The sequence below is a fragment of the Rhodococcus artemisiae genome (assembly GCF_036327795.1).
Lineage (GTDB): Bacteria > Actinomycetota > Actinomycetes > Mycobacteriales > Mycobacteriaceae > Rhodococcus > Rhodococcus artemisiae.
In genome coordinates this window covers 135,083-153,045 of record NZ_JAUTXY010000013.1, presented here as the reverse complement: position 1 = coordinate 153,045, position 17,963 = coordinate 135,083, and the positions used below count along the sequence as shown (strand labels likewise).

Annotated in this window: 14 protein-coding genes; 9 read left to right on the top strand and 5 right to left on the bottom strand. The window is 65.4% G+C overall.

Translation table 11 applies throughout. The annotated features are described in order from the left end of the window. The first annotated feature begins 52 nt into the window (after positions 1 to 52). On the top strand, positions 53 to 943 hold the full coding sequence (locus tag Q7514_RS23960) for an oxidoreductase (protein ID WP_330135756.1): 891 nt from the start codon (positions 53 to 55) through the stop codon (positions 941 to 943). A gap of 14 nt (positions 944 to 957) precedes the next feature. Here Q7514_RS23960 and Q7514_RS23955 read toward each other — a convergent pair whose 3' ends face one another. Next, positions 958 to 3,258 (bottom strand): DEAD/DEAH box helicase, encoded by a 2,301-nt coding sequence (locus Q7514_RS23955; RefSeq protein ID WP_330135755.1) that lies wholly within the window; start codon positions 3,256 to 3,258, stop codon positions 958 to 960. 130 nt (positions 3,259 to 3,388) lie between these two features. Here Q7514_RS23955 and Q7514_RS23950 point away from each other — a divergent pair, with 130 nt between their 5' ends. The 6 genes from Q7514_RS23950 (at position 3,389) to Q7514_RS23925 (ending at position 10,372) form a co-directional block, all read left to right on the top strand. After that, positions 3,389 to 5,815 carry an ATP-dependent Clp protease ATP-binding subunit gene (locus tag Q7514_RS23950; protein WP_330135754.1) on the top strand — a complete coding sequence of 809 codons (2,427 nt, stop codon included), beginning with the start codon at positions 3,389 to 3,391 and terminating at the stop codon, positions 5,813 to 5,815. Positions 5,816 to 5,907: 92 nt separating this feature from the next. Beyond that, on the top strand, positions 5,908 to 6,789 hold the full coding sequence (locus tag Q7514_RS23945; RefSeq protein ID WP_330135753.1) for a glycosyltransferase: 882 nt from the start codon (positions 5,908 to 5,910) through the stop codon (positions 6,787 to 6,789). Between the two features lie 293 nt (positions 6,790 to 7,082). After that, a complete protein-coding gene (locus tag Q7514_RS23940) occupies positions 7,083 to 8,267 on the top strand; it encodes an acyl-CoA dehydrogenase family protein (RefSeq protein WP_330135752.1) in 1,185 nt (394 codons plus the stop codon). Beyond that, a complete protein-coding gene (locus Q7514_RS23935; protein ID WP_330135751.1) occupies positions 8,258 to 9,259 on the top strand; it encodes a phosphotransferase family protein in 1,002 nt (333 codons plus the stop codon). The genes Q7514_RS23940 and Q7514_RS23935 overlap by 10 nt, the downstream gene beginning before the upstream one ends. Further along, positions 9,190 to 9,558, top strand: a complete 369-nt coding sequence (locus tag Q7514_RS23930; protein WP_330135750.1) for a DUF6285 domain-containing protein — start codon at positions 9,190 to 9,192, stop codon at positions 9,556 to 9,558. Before Q7514_RS23935 ends, Q7514_RS23930 begins: the two co-directional genes overlap by 70 nt. A gap of 100 nt (positions 9,559 to 9,658) precedes the next feature. Beyond that, the gene (locus Q7514_RS23925; protein ID WP_330135749.1) at positions 9,659 to 10,372 is read left to right on the top strand and encodes a siderophore-interacting protein; all 714 of its coding nucleotides are present in this window, start codon (positions 9,659 to 9,661) and stop codon (positions 10,370 to 10,372) included. 13 nt (positions 10,373 to 10,385) lie between these two features. On the opposite strand, the gene Q7514_RS23920 is transcribed toward Q7514_RS23925, so the two are convergent. The 4 genes from Q7514_RS23920 to Q7514_RS23905 form a co-directional block, all read right to left on the bottom strand. After that, positions 10,386 to 11,327, bottom strand: a complete 942-nt coding sequence (locus Q7514_RS23920) for a 3-carboxyethylcatechol 2,3-dioxygenase (RefSeq protein WP_330135748.1) — start codon at positions 11,325 to 11,327, stop codon at positions 10,386 to 10,388. Between the two features lie 9 nt (positions 11,328 to 11,336). After that, positions 11,337 to 12,209: an alpha/beta fold hydrolase gene (locus tag Q7514_RS23915; RefSeq protein ID WP_330135747.1), complete on the bottom strand. Its 873-nt coding sequence runs from the start codon at positions 12,207 to 12,209 to the stop codon at positions 11,337 to 11,339. 25 nt (positions 12,210 to 12,234) lie between these two features. Then, positions 12,235 to 13,971: a bifunctional 3-(3-hydroxy-phenyl)propionate/3-hydroxycinnamic acid hydroxylase gene (locus Q7514_RS23910; RefSeq protein WP_330135746.1), complete on the bottom strand. Its 1,737-nt coding sequence runs from the start codon at positions 13,969 to 13,971 to the stop codon at positions 12,235 to 12,237. A gap of 221 nt (positions 13,972 to 14,192) precedes the next feature. Next, complete coding sequence (locus Q7514_RS23905) at positions 14,193 to 14,885, bottom strand: helix-turn-helix domain-containing protein (RefSeq protein ID WP_330135745.1); 693 nt, start codon at positions 14,883 to 14,885, stop codon at positions 14,193 to 14,195. A 329-nt stretch (positions 14,886 to 15,214) separates the two neighbouring features. On the opposite strand from Q7514_RS23905, the gene Q7514_RS23900 reads away from it, so the two are divergent. Continuing rightward, positions 15,215 to 16,588, top strand: coding sequence for an MFS transporter (locus Q7514_RS23900; RefSeq protein WP_330135744.1), 1,374 nt, complete (start codon positions 15,215 to 15,217; stop codon positions 16,586 to 16,588). A 279-nt stretch (positions 16,589 to 16,867) separates the two neighbouring features. Beyond that, positions 16,868 to 17,953: a 3-deoxy-7-phosphoheptulonate synthase gene (locus Q7514_RS23895; protein WP_330135743.1), complete on the top strand. Its 1,086-nt coding sequence runs from the start codon at positions 16,868 to 16,870 to the stop codon at positions 17,951 to 17,953. Positions 17,954 to 17,963 lie beyond the last annotated feature (10 nt).

The window sequence follows — 17,963 nt, the reverse complement described above, 5'->3', positions numbered from 1 at the left end:
CGGCAGCCCCGATATCTGTTCCGCACGCTCCGTCACCCGTAGTCTGACCGTCATGGTGGCATGGACTGCGCAGGACATCCCCGATCAGACCGGCCGGACGTTCGTCGTGACGGGCGCGAACAGCGGACTGGGCGCCGAAACGACACGGGCCCTGGCTGCGGCGGGTGCGCGCGTGGTGCTCGCGTGCCGCGACGTCGCGAAGGGCGAGAAGGTCGCGGCCGAACTCGGTGACGGCGTTCAGGTGCGCCGGCTGGACCTGGCCGATCTGGACTCGGTGCGCGAGTTCGTCGACGGCCTCGCCGCGTCGCACGAAGTGGTCGACGTCCTGATCAACAATGCGGGTGTGATGGCAGTACCGCTGCGGCGGACCGCTGACGGCTTCGAGATGCAGATCGGCACCAACCACCTCGGGCATTTCGCGCTCACTGCACTGCTGCTCGGACGCATCACCGACCGGGTCGTGACGGTGAGCAGCGCGATGCATCGGATCGGACGGATCGATCTCGACGATCTCAATTGGGAGCATCGGCGATACGACCGCTGGCTCGCGTACGGACAGTCGAAGCTCGCCAACCTGTTGTTCGCGTACGAACTGCAACGACGCCTGACCGGACGCGAGTCGCCGGTGCGCTCACTGGTCGTGCACCCGGGGTACTCGTCGACCAATCTGCAGTTCCGCAGCGAGACCCTGTACGGAAAGCTCATGGAGCTCTCGACGCCGATCATCGGGCAGTCACCCGCAATGGGCGCGTTGCCGTCGCTGTATGCGGCGACGGTCCCCGGCGTCGAGCCGGGTGGCTTCTACGGTCCCGACTCGTTCTTCGAGATGCGTGGGCATCCGAAGCGGGTGCAGTCGAGTGCCCGTTCCAAGGACGAAGACGTTGCATCGAGGCTGTGGACACTGTCGGAGAAGCTGTGCGGGGTGGAGATGCTGTCGGAATGAAGCAGGCGGATCGTTCACCGTAGCGTGGACGGCACGCGCGGTAGTGCGTCCCGGCGGCACAGCCGGGTCTGGTCCACGAGGTCGAGTGTCCGCAGGTAGTGGCGGACCAGATCGCCTCCCGAGTGCCCCGAATCGGAGGCGGCCTGCAGTGCCGCGGCGAGTCCGTCGTCCCGCGCCCACCGGTAGATCGCAGCAACCGGAGCCGGATCGGGCTCGGGGCTCACCGTCAGACCGTGCCGTTCCTCGGCGGCGGCGAGTTCGCCCCACAACCGGGCTGTCGCACGCAGCGCCTCGTCGACCGCGGGGGTCGTCCGCCCCGCGGTTGTGGCTGTGCGTCGGCGATTCTCGCCGAGTACGCTCGACGCAACCGCGGCCAACTCGGCGGGTTCGAGACCGGACCAGGCCCCGGTGCGCAGGCACTCGGATACGAGAAGATCACTGCGGCAATAGATCCGACTGAGTCGATGCCCGTCGTCGGTGACGTGCGCGTGTCCACTGAGGGGGTCGTGCAGGACATGGCCGCGTTCGTCGAGCAGTGCAAGGGTGCGGTCGAACGTCTCGACGAGCCGCGCCGAGACCGTATGAACCTGTGCGAGTAGCAGTTCGGTGTCGGCGTGCAGAGTACTGCGCCGGGCGGCGAGTGTGAGCAGACGGTCGCGGTCGCCTCGGCGGTGCCCGGGATGAGAGCGGACCGCCCGCGCAAGGACGGAGACCGTGTCGGCCGGTGCGGTGCTGCGGGCGATGGTGAGCCGGTCGCACAGGCTCCGGTATTCGGCGAATCCGTCGGCCTCGCTGAGCTGCGCATCGAGCGCCGCGAGGGTCGCGGTGTTGACCCGGGCGGCCTCGGCCAGCGCGGAGACGGAGTTCTGCGCCTGGAACTGGGCGAACGAGCGCCCGAGCAGCGCGCGAGCACCGTCCACGCCGAGATCGTCGATGAGATTGACCGCCGTGTTGTAACCGACGCGCAGCGAACTGTGCAGGGGGTAGGTGCGGGTGGAGGCGAGTCCGGCGACCGTTGCGGGGGCGATGTCGGGACTCCACAGCACCACGGCGTGTCCCTGTTCGTCGATGCCGCGCCGGCCGGCGCGGCCGGTCAACTGGGTGTACTCGCCGGCAGTCAGTCGTACCGGCCCGTCGGCCGTCGGTTTGACGAGACGTTCCAGCACGACCGTCCGGGCCGGCATGTTCACGCCCACCGCGAGCGTCTCTGTCGCGAAGACCACCTTCACCAGGTTGCGGGCGAACAGTTCTTCGACGGTGTGCCGGAATGCGGGGACGAGGCCCGCGTGGTGCGCGGCGAAACCGCGTTCCAGACCGTCGATCCAGTCGGCGTAACCCAGCGCATCGAGATCGGCGGGAGGCAGTGTGGCGGTGTGTTTCTCCGCGATGGACCGGATCTCGGCCAGGTCGGATCCGTCGGTGAGCCGCACCGAGCCCTCGATGCATTCGGTGACGGCGGCGTCACACCCGGCGCGGCTGAAACGGAACCAGATGGCCGGCAGCAGCTGTTCGGCTTCCAGGCGTGCGACGATCTCGGGTCGGTCGGCTCCGGCCGGCTCGGGCCGGTGGCTGCGTCGCACGCGGCGTCCGCGCCCGGAGGCCGGTGGCGGAGCCGCCTCGACGAGGCGTCGATGCGCGATGTAGCGGTCGAGGCTGTCGTCGATATTCCCGTCGACCGGCGACAGCAGGTCGAACAGGCGACCTCCCGCGAGCATGTGCTGAGTGAGCGGCACCGGGCGGGTCTCCTCGACGACCACGGTCGTCTCGCCGCGGACGCGAGCGATCCACTCGCCGAATTCCTCGGCGTTGCTCACCGTTGCCGAGAGACTCGCGAGTCGTACGGACGTCGGGAGATGCAGTATCGATTCCTCCCACACCGCTCCGCGCTCGCTGTCGGCGAGATAGTGCACCTCGTCCATGACGACGTGGGTCAGGCCGGTCAGCAGTGGGGAATGACCGTACAGCATGCTCCGCAGTACTTCGGTGGTCATGACGACCACCGGTGCGTCCGGATTGTGTGTGAGGTCGCCGGTGAGCAGGCCTACCCTGTCGTCACCGAATCGTTCGGCGAAGTCGTGGAACTTCTGATTGCTCAGTGCCTTGATCGGTGTGGTGTAGAAGCACGTCCCGTTCGACTGCAGGGCGAGATGGGCGGCGAACTCGCCCACGACCGTCTTCCCGGAGCCGGTGGGTGCGCAGACCAGGACGTCGCGGTGGTTCTCGAGTGAGCGGCAGGCGCGGATCTGGAAGTCATCGAGAACGAAGTCGAGTTCGGTGGCGAACAGCGTGAGCTGCGGCCCGTACTGCTTGTGCACGTGTCCACGCTACGCGGACGTTCCGGCCGCCGCGAAGGTGTGTCGTGGATCACTCGATTGGGGGAATTGATTCCGCGGTGCACACGTTAGTTGAGTAAGTACGACTCAAGTTCAACAGAAAGGCTTCGGAATGCCGTCATTCTTCGGGCCTGGTGGCCCCGGCCGCATCGATATCTCGCGCTTCATGAGCCGCGGGACGCAAGAGCTCATGGCTGATGCGGCGCGTTTCGCAGCGGAACGCGGCGACGCAGATCTCGATGCCCTGCACGTTCTGCGTGCAATGGCTGAGCAGGACCCGGCCCGGACGGTCATGACCCGCTCCGGTGCTGATCCCGCCGACGTGATCAAGGCCGTGGAGCAGCGACTCCCCCAGGGTGATCCCGGGAGCAGTGCGACTGCACCTGCCCTCAGCGGCGCGGTGAAGACCGCTCTGCTCGAGGCTCACCAGCTGTCGCGTGCCCTCGGATCCACGTATATCGATCCAGAACACCTGTTCTTCACGCTCGCTGCTGACCAGACCCGCGCTCCGGGGCGTCTGCTCGCGTCGCTGGGGGTCACCCCGCAGTCGCTGCAGACCGCGCTCCAGCCGGTGCCTGCAGCACCGGCGGAGACGGAATCGTCTACGCCTACCCTCGACAAGTACGGCGTCGACCTGACCGATCGTGCTCGAAGAGGTGGGGTGGACCCCGTCATCGGTCGTGCCGACGAGATCGAGCAGACCGTCGAGATCCTCTCGCGTCGCACCAAGAACAACCCGGTGCTCGTGGGTGAAGCAGGTGTCGGCAAGACCGCGATCGTCGAGGGCCTGGCCCAGCGCATCGTGGACGGCGACGTCCCGGACACTCTGCGCGACAAGCGCATCGTCCAGCTGGACCTGACCTCGATGGTGGCCGGTACCCGCTATCGCGGCGACTTCGAGGAGCGACTCACCTCGGTGCTCGACGAGATCACCGCGCAGAAAGGTGCGCTGATCGTCTTCATCGACGAGCTGCACACCGTCGTCGGTGCCGGTGGTGGGGGCAGTGAGGGCTCGATGGATGCGAGCAACATCCTCAAGCCCAAGCTTGCCCGCGGCGAACTGCACATCGTCGGCGCGACCACGCTCGACGAGTACCGTAAACACATCGAAAAGGACCCGGCGCTCGAGCGGCGATTCCAGCCCGTCACGGTGGGCGAGCCGTCGCACGACGATGCCGTCACCATCCTGCTCGGACTCCGCGACCGGTACGCACAGTTCCACGGTGTCCGGTATGCCGACGAGGCGATCGAGGCAGCGGTGGATCTGTCGGTACGGTACCTGCCGGACCGCCACCTTCCCGACAAGGCCATCGATCTGATCGACCAGGCGGGAGCGCGGCTGCGGCTGCGGTCTCCGCGGGTCGACACCGATGCCCTCCGCGAACAGGTGGTGTCGCTCGAAGCGGAGAAGGATGCCGCCGTTGCAGCCGAACTCTACGAGGAGGCGTCGCGGATCCGCGACGAGATCGTCAAGGTGCAGGCCCGTATCGATTCGGGTGCGCCCGCGAGCGACGACGCCGATGCCCCCGTGGTGGATACGGAGCTGATCGCCGAGATCGTCTCCCGCGCAACGGGTATTCCCGTCACCCGGATGACAAGTGGTGAGAAGGATCGGCTCCGGAACCTCGAGAGCGAACTGCACGAGCGTGTCGTCGGGCAGGACGAAGCCGTCCGGGCAGTGGCCCGCGCGGTACGGCGTAGTCGATCGGGGATGAGCGATCCGGGCCGACCGGTGGGCAGCTTCCTTTTCCTCGGGCCGACCGGCGTCGGCAAGACCGAGCTGGCGAAAGCCTTGGCGGAGGTACTGTTCGGAGACGAGCGATCGATGCTGCGCGTCGACATGAGCGAGTTCGGTGAGCGGCACACGGTCAGTCGCCTCGTCGGCGCCCCTCCCGGGTATGTCGGGTACGGCGAAGCCGGCCAGCTCACCGAGAAGGTGCGGCGCAACCCGTACTCGGTGGTGCTGCTCGACGAGATCGAGAAGGCACACCCGGACGTGTTCAACACGCTGCTTCAGGTCCTCGACGACGGTCGCCTGACCGACGGTGAAGGCCGCACGGTCGATTTCAGCAACACCGTGGTGATCATGACGAGCAACCTCGGATCGGACATCATCTCGAGCCGCGGTGGCGCGCTCGGTTTCACCACCGGTGATGCCGAGGCGGCAGAGAAGCCGTTGCGTGACAGGGTGATGGCTAGGTTGCGCGAGACGATGCGACCCGAGTTCCTCAACCGGATCGACGAGATCGTGCTGTTCCGCAAGCTCGACGATGATCAGCTGCGGCGCATCACCGATCTGTTGCTCGAAGACACTCGGAAGAAGCTGGCGGACAAGGGTATCGATCTCGACATCGATGGTGTGGCCGTCGAATGGCTCGCCGATCGTGGGCACCAGCCCGAGTTCGGTGCGCGTCCGCTGCGGCGTGCGATCCAGCGTGAGGTCGATGATCGCATCGCGGATCTGCTGCTCGACGACGAACTCGTCGAGGGCGGCGCGGTGACCGTGGCGGTCGAGGACGGAGAGCTGGTCGTCAGGTAACCGGAAACGGTTGGTAAAGAGATGCATTGGCCCGCCTCGGGTGACACACCTGAGGCGGGCCGACTGCTGTGTAGGCGGTAGCATCGGGCGTCATGGTCACACGAGCCGGATTGTCCGTCATCGTTCCCGTCCACAACGAGGAGAGATATATCGGACCGTGCCTCGACGCGTTGATCGAGCAGCAGCACGACCTCGTCGATATCGTCGTGGTCGACAACAACAGCACCGATTCCACCGTCGACGTCGTGCGGCATGCGCAGGGGAGATGCCCGAAGATCAAGCTGGTGGAAGAGGCGAAACCCGGTGTCGCACATGCGAGAAATACCGGATTCGAAGCCGCGGGTGGCGACATCCTCGGGCGGGTCGATGCGGATACGCGTGTCTGTCCGCGCTGGGCTCGGGTGGTATGTGACTACTTCGGGAGGGGCGACACGGAGGAGGTCGGTGCCATCAGCGGACTGAACAATTCGTACGATTCGCCCTATCGGCGACTCAAGGGGTGGTACGTCGAAAAGCAGGTCCAGCGTGGAATTTTTGGTGGAGAACGCCCCTACCGGAATTTGCACGGAGCCAACATGGCGATCCGGCGGACGGCATGGGACCGGGTTCGCGACCACGTGAGCGTGGCACCGGATATTCACGAGGATCTCGATCTCGCTCTGTGTCTCGGCGCGGCAGAGGTTCCCATCGTCCAACTCAGCGGCATGCGGGTGGATGTCTCGCCGAGGCGGGCGTGGACGCCGCCGCGGGAGTTCCGGTCCTATATCGAATCCGGCGTGAAGACCTTCGAGTTGCACGGGCGGTTGACGCCGGAGATCCGTCGCGCCCTGGCGCTGCACGAGAAGTTCCACGTGCTCGTCTACGCCGCCCATAGGCCGTACGACCCGGAACTCGGCCGGTTCTCGATCCGGGCACTGCTCGGGAAGCCGCGGGTCCGCGCGATGCCGGTGAGTGAGGGTACTGAAGCAAGGTAGTGCGGGGTGCGGATGCACTGTGCGAAGGTGGAGGAGACGAACCGGCGGGTCCCGCGCTCGAAAGCGACGGGACCCGCCGTAGGCGGGGACCGGGAGTTCGCTGCAGCCCTCAGCTCTCCGCTCGGTCCTCAACAGGCCCACTGATGAATATAGGTTAGGCAATCCTTATGCGCAAGGGCCAGGTTTCGACGCTGCCGATCGGGCGCTGGATCGGAGCCGCAGAAGCGCACACGCCGACCCGTGGCGGATCGAAATGCATGTGAACGCATGCGTGTGCCGATAGATTGTCGGCCATGACAGCGAACCGGCCGGAGGGGCGGGTGGCAGAGCTGTGCACTCGCATGCGCTCCTTCATCGACGACGAGGTCGTCCCCCGGGAGCCCGTCCTCTCGCAGCATGACGACGAGGCGGCCGCGGCACTCACCCGACTGAAATCCCGCGCGAAGGACCTCGGGTTGTGGGCGCTCGGGCATCCCGAGGAGATCGGCGGGGGAGGAGTGCCGTTCCTCGACTTCGTCTATCTCAACGAGATCATCGGCCGCTCCGAGTTCGGGCAACTTGCCGTGGGTTCGGTGTCGATGCAGGACGCGCTGATGCTCCATCGCCACGGCACCGACGAGCAACGCCGCCGCTGGGTCCCCGGGCTCGTGTCGGGAGAGATCCTCCCGTCCGTCGGAATGACCGAACCCGAGGTCGCCGGATCCGATCCGATTCTCGTCCGGACCGCTGCAACCCTCGACGGAGATCACTGGATCATCAACGGACACAAGTGGTTCACCACTGGCGCCCGGGAGGCCGGTTATTGTACTGTGTTCGCCCGCACCGAACCCGAGTCGACAGCGTTGCACCGCAGCATCAGCGCGATCATCGTCCCCACCGACACTCCCGGCTTCGAGATAGTCCGCTCCATTCCGACGATGGGTCACGATCCCAGCGACCACTACGAGGTCCGCTACATCGATGTGCGGGTACCTGCGACGAACCTGCTCGGCGCGCGCGGCAACGGATTCGTCGTCGCCCAGGACAGACTCGGGCCGGGCCGGATCTTCCATGCCATGCGCTGGCTCGGGCAGGCGCAACGTGCGTTCGAATTGATGTGTGCGCGCGCCGACGAACGATTCGCCCATGGCTCGTTGCTCTCCGAGAAGGGCGAGATCCAAAGGTATGTGGCCGAATCGGCCGCGGAGATCCACGCGTCGAGGCTGATGACCCTCGACGCCGCCCGGGTCATGGATGCCGGCGAAGACGCGCGAGTGCAGATCGGGCTCGTGAAGTTCTGGGGAGCTCGGATGCTCCACAACGTCATCGACCGGGCCATCCAGGTGCACGGCGCACTCGGGCTGACCGCCGACACACCGCTCGAAAGGATGTATCGCCAGGCTCGTTACGCGCGGATCTACGACGGGCCCGACGAGGTGCACCGCATGTCGACCGCGCGACGACTCCTACGTGACGGGGAGACGGCGCCGTGGAAGTAGCGGCGGACATCGCCGACATCCTGTCGGCGCACTGGTGTACGGCGGTGTCGGTGACCGGCCTGCGCCGGCTCACCGGCGGAGCGAGCAGGCAGGTCTGGTCGTTCGACGCGGTCCGCAGTGAGGGCACGAGCGGCTACGTGTTACGCCGCGACCCGCCCGGCCACGGCGACGCACTGCGGATGCGCGCCGAAGCCGCATGCCTGCGCGCGGCGCGTGCGGCGGGAGTACCCGTGCCGGAAGTCGTCGTCGCGGCCGACACCGCACCGGGACTCGACGCCCCTTTCCTCATCATGGAACGCATAACGGGCGAGAGCATTCCGAGGAGGATTCACCGGGACGAGACGCTCTCCGAAGCTCGGGCGGGGCTGGCCGAGGAACTGGGCGGGATACTCGCTCGTATCCATGCCGTGCCCGTCTCCGAGGTTGCGATGCTCGGCACCGGCGACCCCCTCGACGTGATCCGGGACCTCTACCGCTCGTTCGACGAGCCGCGACCCGTCGTCGAGATCGCCCTGCGCTGGCTCGATCACCATCGTCCACCGATGCGTGGTAAAGCACTGGTGCACGGTGATTTCCGGCTCGGGAACCTACTGGTCGGACCCGACGGCACAGAAGCCGTACTCGATTGGGAACTCGCACATGTCGGGGATCCGGTCGAGGATCTGGGGTGGCTGTGCGTGCGCGCATGGCGTTTCGGTGGTGACGCGCCGGTGGCCGGGGTCGGTACACGTGACGACCTGCTCGACGGATACGAACGTGTCGCGGGGTGGCGTCCCGACCCGGAGGATCTGCACTGGTGGGAGGTCTTCGGCACGCTGCGTTGGCTCGTGCTCGGACCATCGGTAGGCGGGTGTGCGAATCCGAATGGGACCTGCTTCGCATCCTGGGGCCGGTCGACGGCGCGGTGCTGCCCCCGGACCCGGTGCCTGAGGCCGAACCCCACGGCGACCTGCACGGACTTCCCGGCGTCTCCGATCTGCTCGACGCGGTGATCGAGGAACTCGGCGGTGGTATCGCTCCGTCGCTCACCGATCCCGGTGCGGCGTATCGCTTGAAGATCTGCACGAGTCTCCTGCAGGTCGCACGGAGGGAACAACAGCTCGGTTCCGGCCAACGGGCAGTGCACGCTGGGCGCCTTTTCCGTGTGGGCTGTCGCGACGAAGCGGAGTTGGCCCTTCGCCTCCGAAGCGGGGTGCTCGATGTCTCCGACCCGGATGTGCGCTCCGCGGTAATCGGTGCGGTCGTCCAGCGACTGCGTGTCGCGAACCCGAGGCACCTCCTCCGGCCTTGAACGGGGGAGAAGTTACGTAAGGCAAACCTATCTTCGCTGCGTTAGGATAGGTCGACGATTCCGGTGGGGGATCGGCGACCGATGATGGGTAGGTGGCGGTATGGCCGAGAAGTCTCGCGGATGGCAAGGTGCGGTTCTCAAACTGCTCCGCGCCGACGACTACGAGCTGACCGTCACGAGCCGCACCGAGATCACCGAGCACTATCTGCGGATCGGCTTCACCGACGGCGGCCTGCTCGCGGAACATCCGGTGCACCCCACCATGTGGATCCGCATGTGGTTTCCCGACGGCGACAAGGTGCACCAACGGGGCTACACGCTCGTCGACATCGACGTCGACGCGGGGACCTTCGACATCGACTTCGCTATCCACGACGGATCCGCCGCGAGGTGGGCGCAGACGGTGGCTCCCGGCGAGAAGATCGGCGCGACCGTGATGGGATCGAAGTTCGAGGTGCCCGACGCGACGCCCGCGGGGTACCTCATCGCCGGCGACATCGCCTCACTGCCCGCCATCAATTCTCTGCTCGCCTCGATCGGTGACGTGCCCGCGAAGGTGTGGATCGAATGGGTGCACGAGAAGGACCGCACGCTCCCGCTCGACGCGGGTCCGAACGTCACGGTGAACTGGATTCAGCGCGCGAACGAGGGGAAGAGTCTCGCCGACGCAGTGAAGGCCGAGCCTTTCGATGCGCACGACCACTTCGGATGGGTTGCAGCGGAATCGAAGTGGACCCGCGCGATCGCTGCCGCGTTCAAGGGGGATTTCGGAATCCCGAAGAAGCAGATCAAATCGCAGGCCTACTGGATGTAGCGACCGTCCACGATCAGGCCGGCAGCGCAGTGGTCACCGCGAACCCCGCAATGTACTCACGGATCGGCCGGTAGAACTCGTACCCCACCCGGTACGGCCCGCAAGCATGTAGCGCGGAGTACGCCGCGACCCACGTACGGACCTCATGGGACGAGTGTCCGGCGACCGCGTCCATGCCGTCGGCCGTGTACCGATCGAAGTCCTCGACTCGGCCCGAAGCGCATACATCGAGGAAACCGCGATCCCACTCGGGATTCAGATCCATGATGTCGGCTTCGCCGGCCGCGAACTTGCGTGCTGTCTCGATCGTGTTGGCCTGCCGTGCTGCACGAAACTCCGGAGTGGGATTCCTTCCCACGGTGAGAAATTCCCGTTGGGCGGCGTTCGCGGTGTCGAACTGCGGGACGGGCGGATCGTGCGACAGTCCGCCGGAGCCGATGAACAGGACTCGCCGGTCGACGCCGGCGAAGTACTCGCCGATCGCGTGTCCGAAGGCTCGAACCCGGGACATCGGGACGAACGGGCGTGCGACCGAGTTCACGAACACCGGGAGCACGGGCTTCGAAGCGACGTCGCCGTCGTACAGGATCTCCATCGGCTGCACGGCGCCGTGGTCGACCTCCATGCGGCGTGAGATCGCCAGGTCGATACCCCGGTCGATCACGAATTGGGCGAGATCCTCTGCCAAATCCGTCGGGACATCGAGTGCGCCGTCGTACGAATCGTAGTCACCAGTGCCGTGTGCCGTGTAGCCGAGGCAGAACGGTGGCATCAGATCGTAGAAGAAGCCGTTGAAGTGGTCCGGGCCGAAATTGACGATCAGCTCGGGGTCGAATTCCTTCACGAAGGCCTTCGCCTGTGCGAACGCAGCCTGCACCGCAGCCTCGGTCTCGGCCGGCGGCGTGGCGTGTTCGAGCAGTGGGCTGTGGGACATGCAAAGAAGTGCCTGGGTCATAGCTGTGCCTCACTCGGGCCGCTCGGCGGCGTGCCGGTCGATGTACTCGCCGACGAGCGAGTTGAACTCGTCGGCTCGTTCCACCTGCGACCAGTGACCGCACTGGCTGAAGATGTACGCGTCCGCGTGGGGGATCACGTTGAGCAGATCCCACGTGCGCGATACCGGGATCACCACGTCCTGCACGCCGTGGATGAGCAGGACGGGGATGTCGAGACGGCCGAGGGCATCGAAATCCAGCGGCAGTGCGTAGCGGTCCCGGTCTCGGGCGGCAACGACCTGGGCGAGCCGGTCTGACGCGGTGTCGTTGAGAGCCGACTTGTATCGCAACGACACGAGGTCGTCGGTGACGAGGGTCTTGTCGACCACGAACATCTCGAGCGTGTTGCGGATGCCGTCCTCGGTGAGAGTCGGGTTCGAGTGCGACTTCAGCGCGCCGGTGAGCTGTGCACCGCCCGTGCCCATCGAGACGATGCCGAGCAGGCGTTCCGGAAAATCGAGCGCGAACTGGAATGCCAGCCAGCCGCCGAGCGAATTGCCGACGATCCAGGTCTTCTCGATCCCGAGAGCGTCGAGGGTCCGCACAGCATGGCGCACCCATTCCTTGATTCCGTACTCGGTGCCGTCGGCGACGACGGACTGGCCGTACCCGATGGAATCGATTGCGATGCAACGGCCGTGCTTGCTGAGCTCGGGGAGGTTCAGCCACCAGTTCGCAGCTGCGGTGACCCCTGTGCCGGAACCGTGCAGAAACAGGATCGGTGTTCCCTCGCCCACCTCGTGGTAGTGGGTCAGCTCGCCATCGGCGGTCTGCAGCCATTGGTCTTCGAGTCCGAAGAAGCGGTCGGTTGTGTAGTCGGGAATCGTCACGGTGTGTGTCATGGGAAGTGCTCCTGGTAGTGGCAGATCAGAGGGCGACGGCTTCGCGGACGCGTTCCGGCGCTTCGTCGGATGCGTCGGTGCGACGGGTGAAGTGCATCGCTTCGAGGATCGCGTCGAGCGTGGCGGGTGCGTCCTGAGCGAGGCAGGCCCCTGCGACAAATCGATCAGGACGGACGAATACGAGGGGCGTCGGGCGGTCGTCGAACCACTTCTTCAACCTGCCGGTGTGGTCTCCGACCACCTGGATGCGCGGGTCGGCGGAGTGCTCCAGCCATTCCCGCTGTGTTTCGGGTACCACCGCGACGAGACGTGCGCCGAGTGCGGCGAGCTTGTCGAGGGACGACTGCGGCAGCAGGTCGGTCGGGTCGTTGCCCCACACGAGCACCGACCACCAGTTCCCGATTGCGTCGTCGAGGAGGACATTCCGCGCGTCGCGGGTGTTGACCCGAGGCTGCGGGAACTGGACACCGACGGGGGAGACCGTGGTGTTGGCTGTGCGGACAGGGATGAGACGGCTGGTGATCCTCGAGGACGCCCGTCCGCTTGCCTTCGTCGTGGGATCTGCGAGAACTCCGCTGTGATAGCGCGGCATCGGTTTGAAGCGCATGTCGGCGAAGTAGTTCTTGACCTGCGGGAAAATATTGAGTGCACGGGCGGTGACGTCGCGCGTCATCGCGGCGACGGGATTCGTGATCTTGATGAAGCGGCCGAATGTCATCGACAGTTCCACCATCGCTTCGGCGTGTTCCTTGCGTTCCGAGGTGTACGTGTCGAGCAAAGCGTCGTCTGCCTGCCCCGACAGCACCGTGGCGAGCTTCCATCCGAGATTCGTGGCGTCACGCACGCCGGAGTTCCATCCTTGACCCATCCACACGGGCATCAGGTGCGCGGCGTCGCCCGCGACGATCTGCCGGCCGCGCCGGAAGTTCGACGCGACTCGCCCGTGGTGGGTGAACACCCGTCGCCGGATGAAGTCGAGCGACGAGGGATCCGGTACGTGGTCCGCGAGCAGATTGTCGACGAATTCCGGGGCGGTGACCTGTTCCTCGGTTTCGTCGTCGTGGAGCATGAACTCCCAGCGCCGGACAGCGTGGGGCAAGCCGATCGAGACGTAGGGGCGCTTGGGGTCGGCTCCGAGGAACACATTCGGGGTGCCGAGCGGATCGTTGTTCACATCTACGACCAGCCAACGGGTGGAGGGGGATTCGCCTTCGAACGTCACGCCGAGGCGCTTGCGTGTGGGAGATTTGCCGCCTTCGCAGCCCACCAGATACCGGGCACGGATCCGACGCAGGGCCACCTGTCCGTCCGCGTCTACGGACTCGGCGATCGCGGTGACCGACTCGGCATCCTCCTCCACGTCCTCGACCCGGTGGCCGAACAGAACCTGGACGTTGTGGTGGCGTGAAAGCCCTTCGTACAGGGTGCGGTCGACTTCGGGCTGGATGAAGCTGTGCTTACGTTCCCACCCGAACTCGTCGGTCTGCGGGTTGTTGACAAGGATGACTTTTCCAGCGCCGTTGACCAGCCGCATGATGTGTTGCGGGCTGGTGTGGGGGAGGACTGCGTCAACGAGACCGACGGTCTGGATGGTCCGGAACGATTCGTCGTCGAGGCCGACTCCGCGCGGGTAGTCGATCAGGTCGTCGAGTGCTTCGAGCACGGTGACCGAGTGGCCGTACATGCCGAGGAGGTTCGCGAGCATGAGGCCGACGGGCCCCGCTCCGACGATGACGACGTCACAGTCTTCGGTGGTGTTCATCGTTTCGTTGCTCCAGATTGCTCAGGTGAGTGAGGTCGCCCCGTGACCCACACACGTCGATCATGTGCAATATTTGCACGTGACAATCGTTAATTGCACGTTCGTTCGACCATGTGACCTCAATCGCACGTCGGATGTCAAGAGGCCGAGTGCGATGCGGAGCCGAAACCAAACGACCCGCACCGGAAGATTCGGTGCGGGTCGCGGGATGAAAACGCAGCTCAGTCGCGATATATGCTGAGTTGCGCGGCTGTGACCATTGTGGCATCGACGGAATTCTCGAGAAGTTCCTTCGACGCGCTGATGACGGTGAGACAACCCAGCGGTCCATTCGTGGAGCGCGTCAGTGGAACTCCGAGACCCCAATAGCCGCGTTCCACCTCGCCGTAGCTGAGGACGTGGCCGACGCGACGGCCCTCGGTCACGCGTGCGTCCTCGCCGTCGCGTGGCGGGCCGGCTGCGAGCAATGCGTATCCGGCCGCGCCTCGGTCGAGTGGGTGACGTCCACCCTGTCGGAACGAGACACGCACCGCTGAGTTCGACGGCTCCCTCACGGTCACGGCGACGGCGTCCTCCGCCTCCGCGACGAACAGCGCGACACTTGCTCCGATACGGTCTGCGAGATCCTGCATCAGTGGGGTCGCGTGTTCACGGAACCCGGTGTACACCTCCCGAGCAAGTGCCGCGAGGCCGCCCGCAGCTCGGTAACGGCCGTCGGGACCACGGCTGATCAGCTGATATTCCGCGATGGTGGCGAGCAGTCGTGTCGCGATACTGCGATGGACGCCGAGTTGGTCTGCGACCTCCTGAATGGTCAATCCCGTCGGCGAGTGAGCCACCAGTTCGAGCGCCTGTAAGCCGCGCGCGAGCGTCTTCGTGCCGGTCTGAGGAGGGGTCGCTTCGGAAGTAGCCACAACTCACTGTAGGTCGTCGCCGAATCCGGCCGGTCCCTGTGCCGGCTACAGGTGCGATTGACAGATCGGGATGAGCGCTGTCACTCTGTGCTTGCCGCGAGTGCGCCGGAAGCCCCGCCGCCGCCGCCTCGCATTCGACGTTCGCAGAACCCACCTTCGCCTGATTGCGTCGGTACCCGTTGTCTACACGAGGTTCCCTCGGCCGCACCGTGTATGCGAGGTGTCGAGTTCACTTCGACGTTTTCTCCCCGAGTCACCGGTCTGTCGAGTGCAACCGGTGACGACCCGCTGTCCCACACCTGGACGCCACCTCTCGGAAGGCTCGCCCCATGGACATTCGCGAAGCTGTTCGCACCCAACCCATGAAAAGGTTCCAGATCCGGACGATCGTCATCTGCTTCCTGCTGTGCATGGTCGATGGATTCGAGATCCTGATCATGGCGTTCGTCGCGCCGCATCTGAGCAAGGCCTGGGATCTGGGTTCCGTCGAGGTCGGCTACCTGCTCAGTGCGGGACTGATCGGGATGGCAGCGGGTGCGTTCTTCCTGTCGCCCCTTTCCGACCGCATCGGAAGGCGGCGAGGGACGATCGCGTGCCTCGTCCTCGTGACGATCGGCATGGCCCTGTCCGCGGTCGCGATGAACCTCGAACAACTGATCGCGTTTCGGGCGTTCGCCGGTCTGGGTATCGGTGGTCTTGTCGCGAGCTTGAATATCCTCGTATCCGAGAACAGCAACGAGAAGCGACGAGGGATGACTCTCGGCATCTACGGAGCCGGACTTCCCGCGGGTGTCGCGGTGGGCGGTGCGATCTCAGGTGTCCTGATCGCTCAATTCGATTGGCGTGCACCGTTCGTGTTCGGCGCCATCGTCACCGCGATCCTGTTGCTGGTTGTCGTCCGTGCACTCCCCGAATCGATCGAGTACCTCATCGACAAGCGCCCGAAGAACGCGTTGGCGCAGTACAACAAGATCGCGGTGAACCTCGGTTACGGGGAGGCGGAGCAACTTCCGGAGCCGCGTGCGGACGAGCAGTTTCGTAGGATCAAGGGAGGGCTGTTCACCGGCATCATGGGGAAGCGCACGGTGTTGCTGTGGCTGGGTTACTCCTGCTTGATGGCTGCGTTCTACTTCGCCAATACCTGGACCCCGCAGTTGCTCACCGATGCCACCGGTGACGCAGGCAAAGGCACTGTGGCCGGCGTTCTGATCAACGTGGGTGGCGTCATCGGTGCGCTGGTGTTTGCGGCGGTGACCATCGTTATTCGCCCACGTCTGGTCAACACCCTCCTCATGTTCGCCGGAGCGATCGTATTTGCCGCATACGCAAGTGGATTCGAGATCGTTGCCCTCGGCCTGGCATTGAGTGTGCTTGTGGGTATGGCAGCAAACGGTGGAGTGGCAGGCTTCTATGCGATCAGCCCGTCCGTGTATCCGGCGGCAGTGCGCGCGACCGGTGTCGGGCTCATGATCGGTGTGGGCAGGCTCGTGTCGATCGTGGCCCCGATCCTCACGGGTTATCTGCTTGCGGGAGGGTGGGCGCCGACGAGTCTCTACTACCTCTTCGCCGGTGTTCTCGTCCTTGCAGGGCTGTTCGTGTTCGCTCTCGACCGGACATACCGGGGGCGTAGTGAGAATCCGGAGACGCCGGAGGCTAGCGCAGACGACCACCTGGCCCTCGAACCGGTCGGCTCGCGCGGCTGAGCTCGTCCGCGACGACCGAATCGGATCCACACGCAACGAACGGAGCGGCAGGATCTTGACCGGGGGTGAGGCGGCCGTCACACACCCTCTCGTTGGAACCTTCTGTTACGCTCGTCGTCATGCAGCGCGCATATTTCTGGTTTAGCAGGCCGGCCCTGGGTGGGCCGGTCGGCGTTACCACGCGCTGACTTCTTCCACCTACGAGCCGGATTACAGACCGGCTCGCTGGATATCGCAGCTTCCTCGAGGGTCGGCCTGAGAACAGGAACCGAAAACCCGATGAGCACCCGAACCAACAGCATCTCCACCTCAAATCTCGACGATCAGCGCACCGTGCGGATCAGCCCGCTTGCGGCACCGTCCGTTGTGCGTGCCGAGCACGCACCCGACGAAGTTGCCGCCGCGACCGTGCGTTCGGGCCGTGCTGCCACCGTCGACATTCTGAGCGGCACCGATGACCGCCTCGTCGTCATCGTCGGCCCGTGCTCGGTCCATGACCCGGCCGCCGCGATGGACTACGCTCGCAAGCTCGCCGCGAAGGCCGATGAACTGCGCGATGACCTGCACATCGTGATGCGCGTGTACTTCGAGAAGCCCCGCACCACTCTCGGCTGGAAGGGTCTGCTCAACGACCCGCACCTCGACGGTACGTACGACATCAACACGGGTCTGCGCATCGGCCGCAAGCTGCTCCTCGACGTGTCGAGCCTCGGTCTGCCCGTCGGCTGTGAGTTCCTCGACCCGATCCTCCCGCAGTACTACGCCGACCTGGTCACCTACGGCGCGATCGGTGCCCGCACCGCCGCGAGCCAGGTGCATCGTCAGCTGTGCAGCGCCCTGTCGATGCCGGTCGGCATCAAGAACTCCACCGAGGGTGATGTCCAGGTCGCGGTCGACGGCACACGTGCGGCCGCCGCAAGCCACGTGTTCCCCGGAACGGATCTCGACGGACAGGCCGCGCTGATCGAGACGATCGGCAACCCCGACTGCCACGTCATCCTGCGCGGCGGCAGCGCGGGACCGAACTACGATGCCGAGACCGTCGCCGACACTATGGCTCGCCTGCGCAAGTCGGGGATGCCCGAGCGCGTCGTCATCGATGCGAGCCACGGCAACAGCAGCAAGAACCACGAGAAGCAGGTCGACGTCGTCACCGACATCGCCGACCGCATCGTTGCAGGTGAGAAGGGAATCGTCGGTCTCATGCTCGAGAGCTTCATCGAAGCGGGACGACAGGACCTCACGCTCGGTCAGGCGGACGAGCTCGAATACGGCAAGTCGATCACCGATGCGTGCATCGACTGGGCGACCACCGTCGATCAGCTCGACCGCCTCGCGGAAGCGGTGCGCGCTCGCAGGTCCTAGCAAAGTCGCA

What these genes read in the sequence shown, in the direction of transcription:
- Q7514_RS23950 (WP_330135754.1), top strand. Translation starts at nt 3,389, where the DNA reads ATGCCGTCATTCTTCGGGCCTGGTGGCCCCGGCCGCATCGATATCTCG.
- Q7514_RS23895 (WP_330135743.1), top strand. Translation starts at nt 16,868, where the DNA reads ATGAGCACCCGAACCAACAGCATCTCCACCTCAAATCTCGACGATCAG.
- Q7514_RS23925 (WP_330135749.1), top strand. Translation starts at nt 9,659, where the DNA reads ATGGCCGAGAAGTCTCGCGGATGGCAAGGTGCGGTTCTCAAACTGCTC.
- Q7514_RS23920 (WP_330135748.1), bottom strand. Translation starts at nt 11,327, where the DNA reads ATGACCCAGGCACTTCTTTGCATGTCCCACAGCCCACTGCTCGAACAC.
- Q7514_RS23900 (WP_330135744.1), top strand. Translation starts at nt 15,215, where the DNA reads ATGGACATTCGCGAAGCTGTTCGCACCCAACCCATGAAAAGGTTCCAG.
- Q7514_RS23945 (WP_330135753.1), top strand. Translation starts at nt 5,908, where the DNA reads ATGGTCACACGAGCCGGATTGTCCGTCATCGTTCCCGTCCACAACGAG.
- Q7514_RS23910 (WP_330135746.1), bottom strand. Translation starts at nt 13,971, where the DNA reads ATGAACACCACCGAAGACTGTGACGTCGTCATCGTCGGAGCGGGGCCC.
- Q7514_RS23960 (WP_330135756.1), top strand. Translation starts at nt 53, where the DNA reads ATGGTGGCATGGACTGCGCAGGACATCCCCGATCAGACCGGCCGGACG.
- Q7514_RS23915 (WP_330135747.1), bottom strand. Translation starts at nt 12,209, where the DNA reads ATGACACACACCGTGACGATTCCCGACTACACAACCGACCGCTTCTTC.
- Q7514_RS23940 (WP_330135752.1), top strand. Translation starts at nt 7,083, where the DNA reads ATGACAGCGAACCGGCCGGAGGGGCGGGTGGCAGAGCTGTGCACTCGC.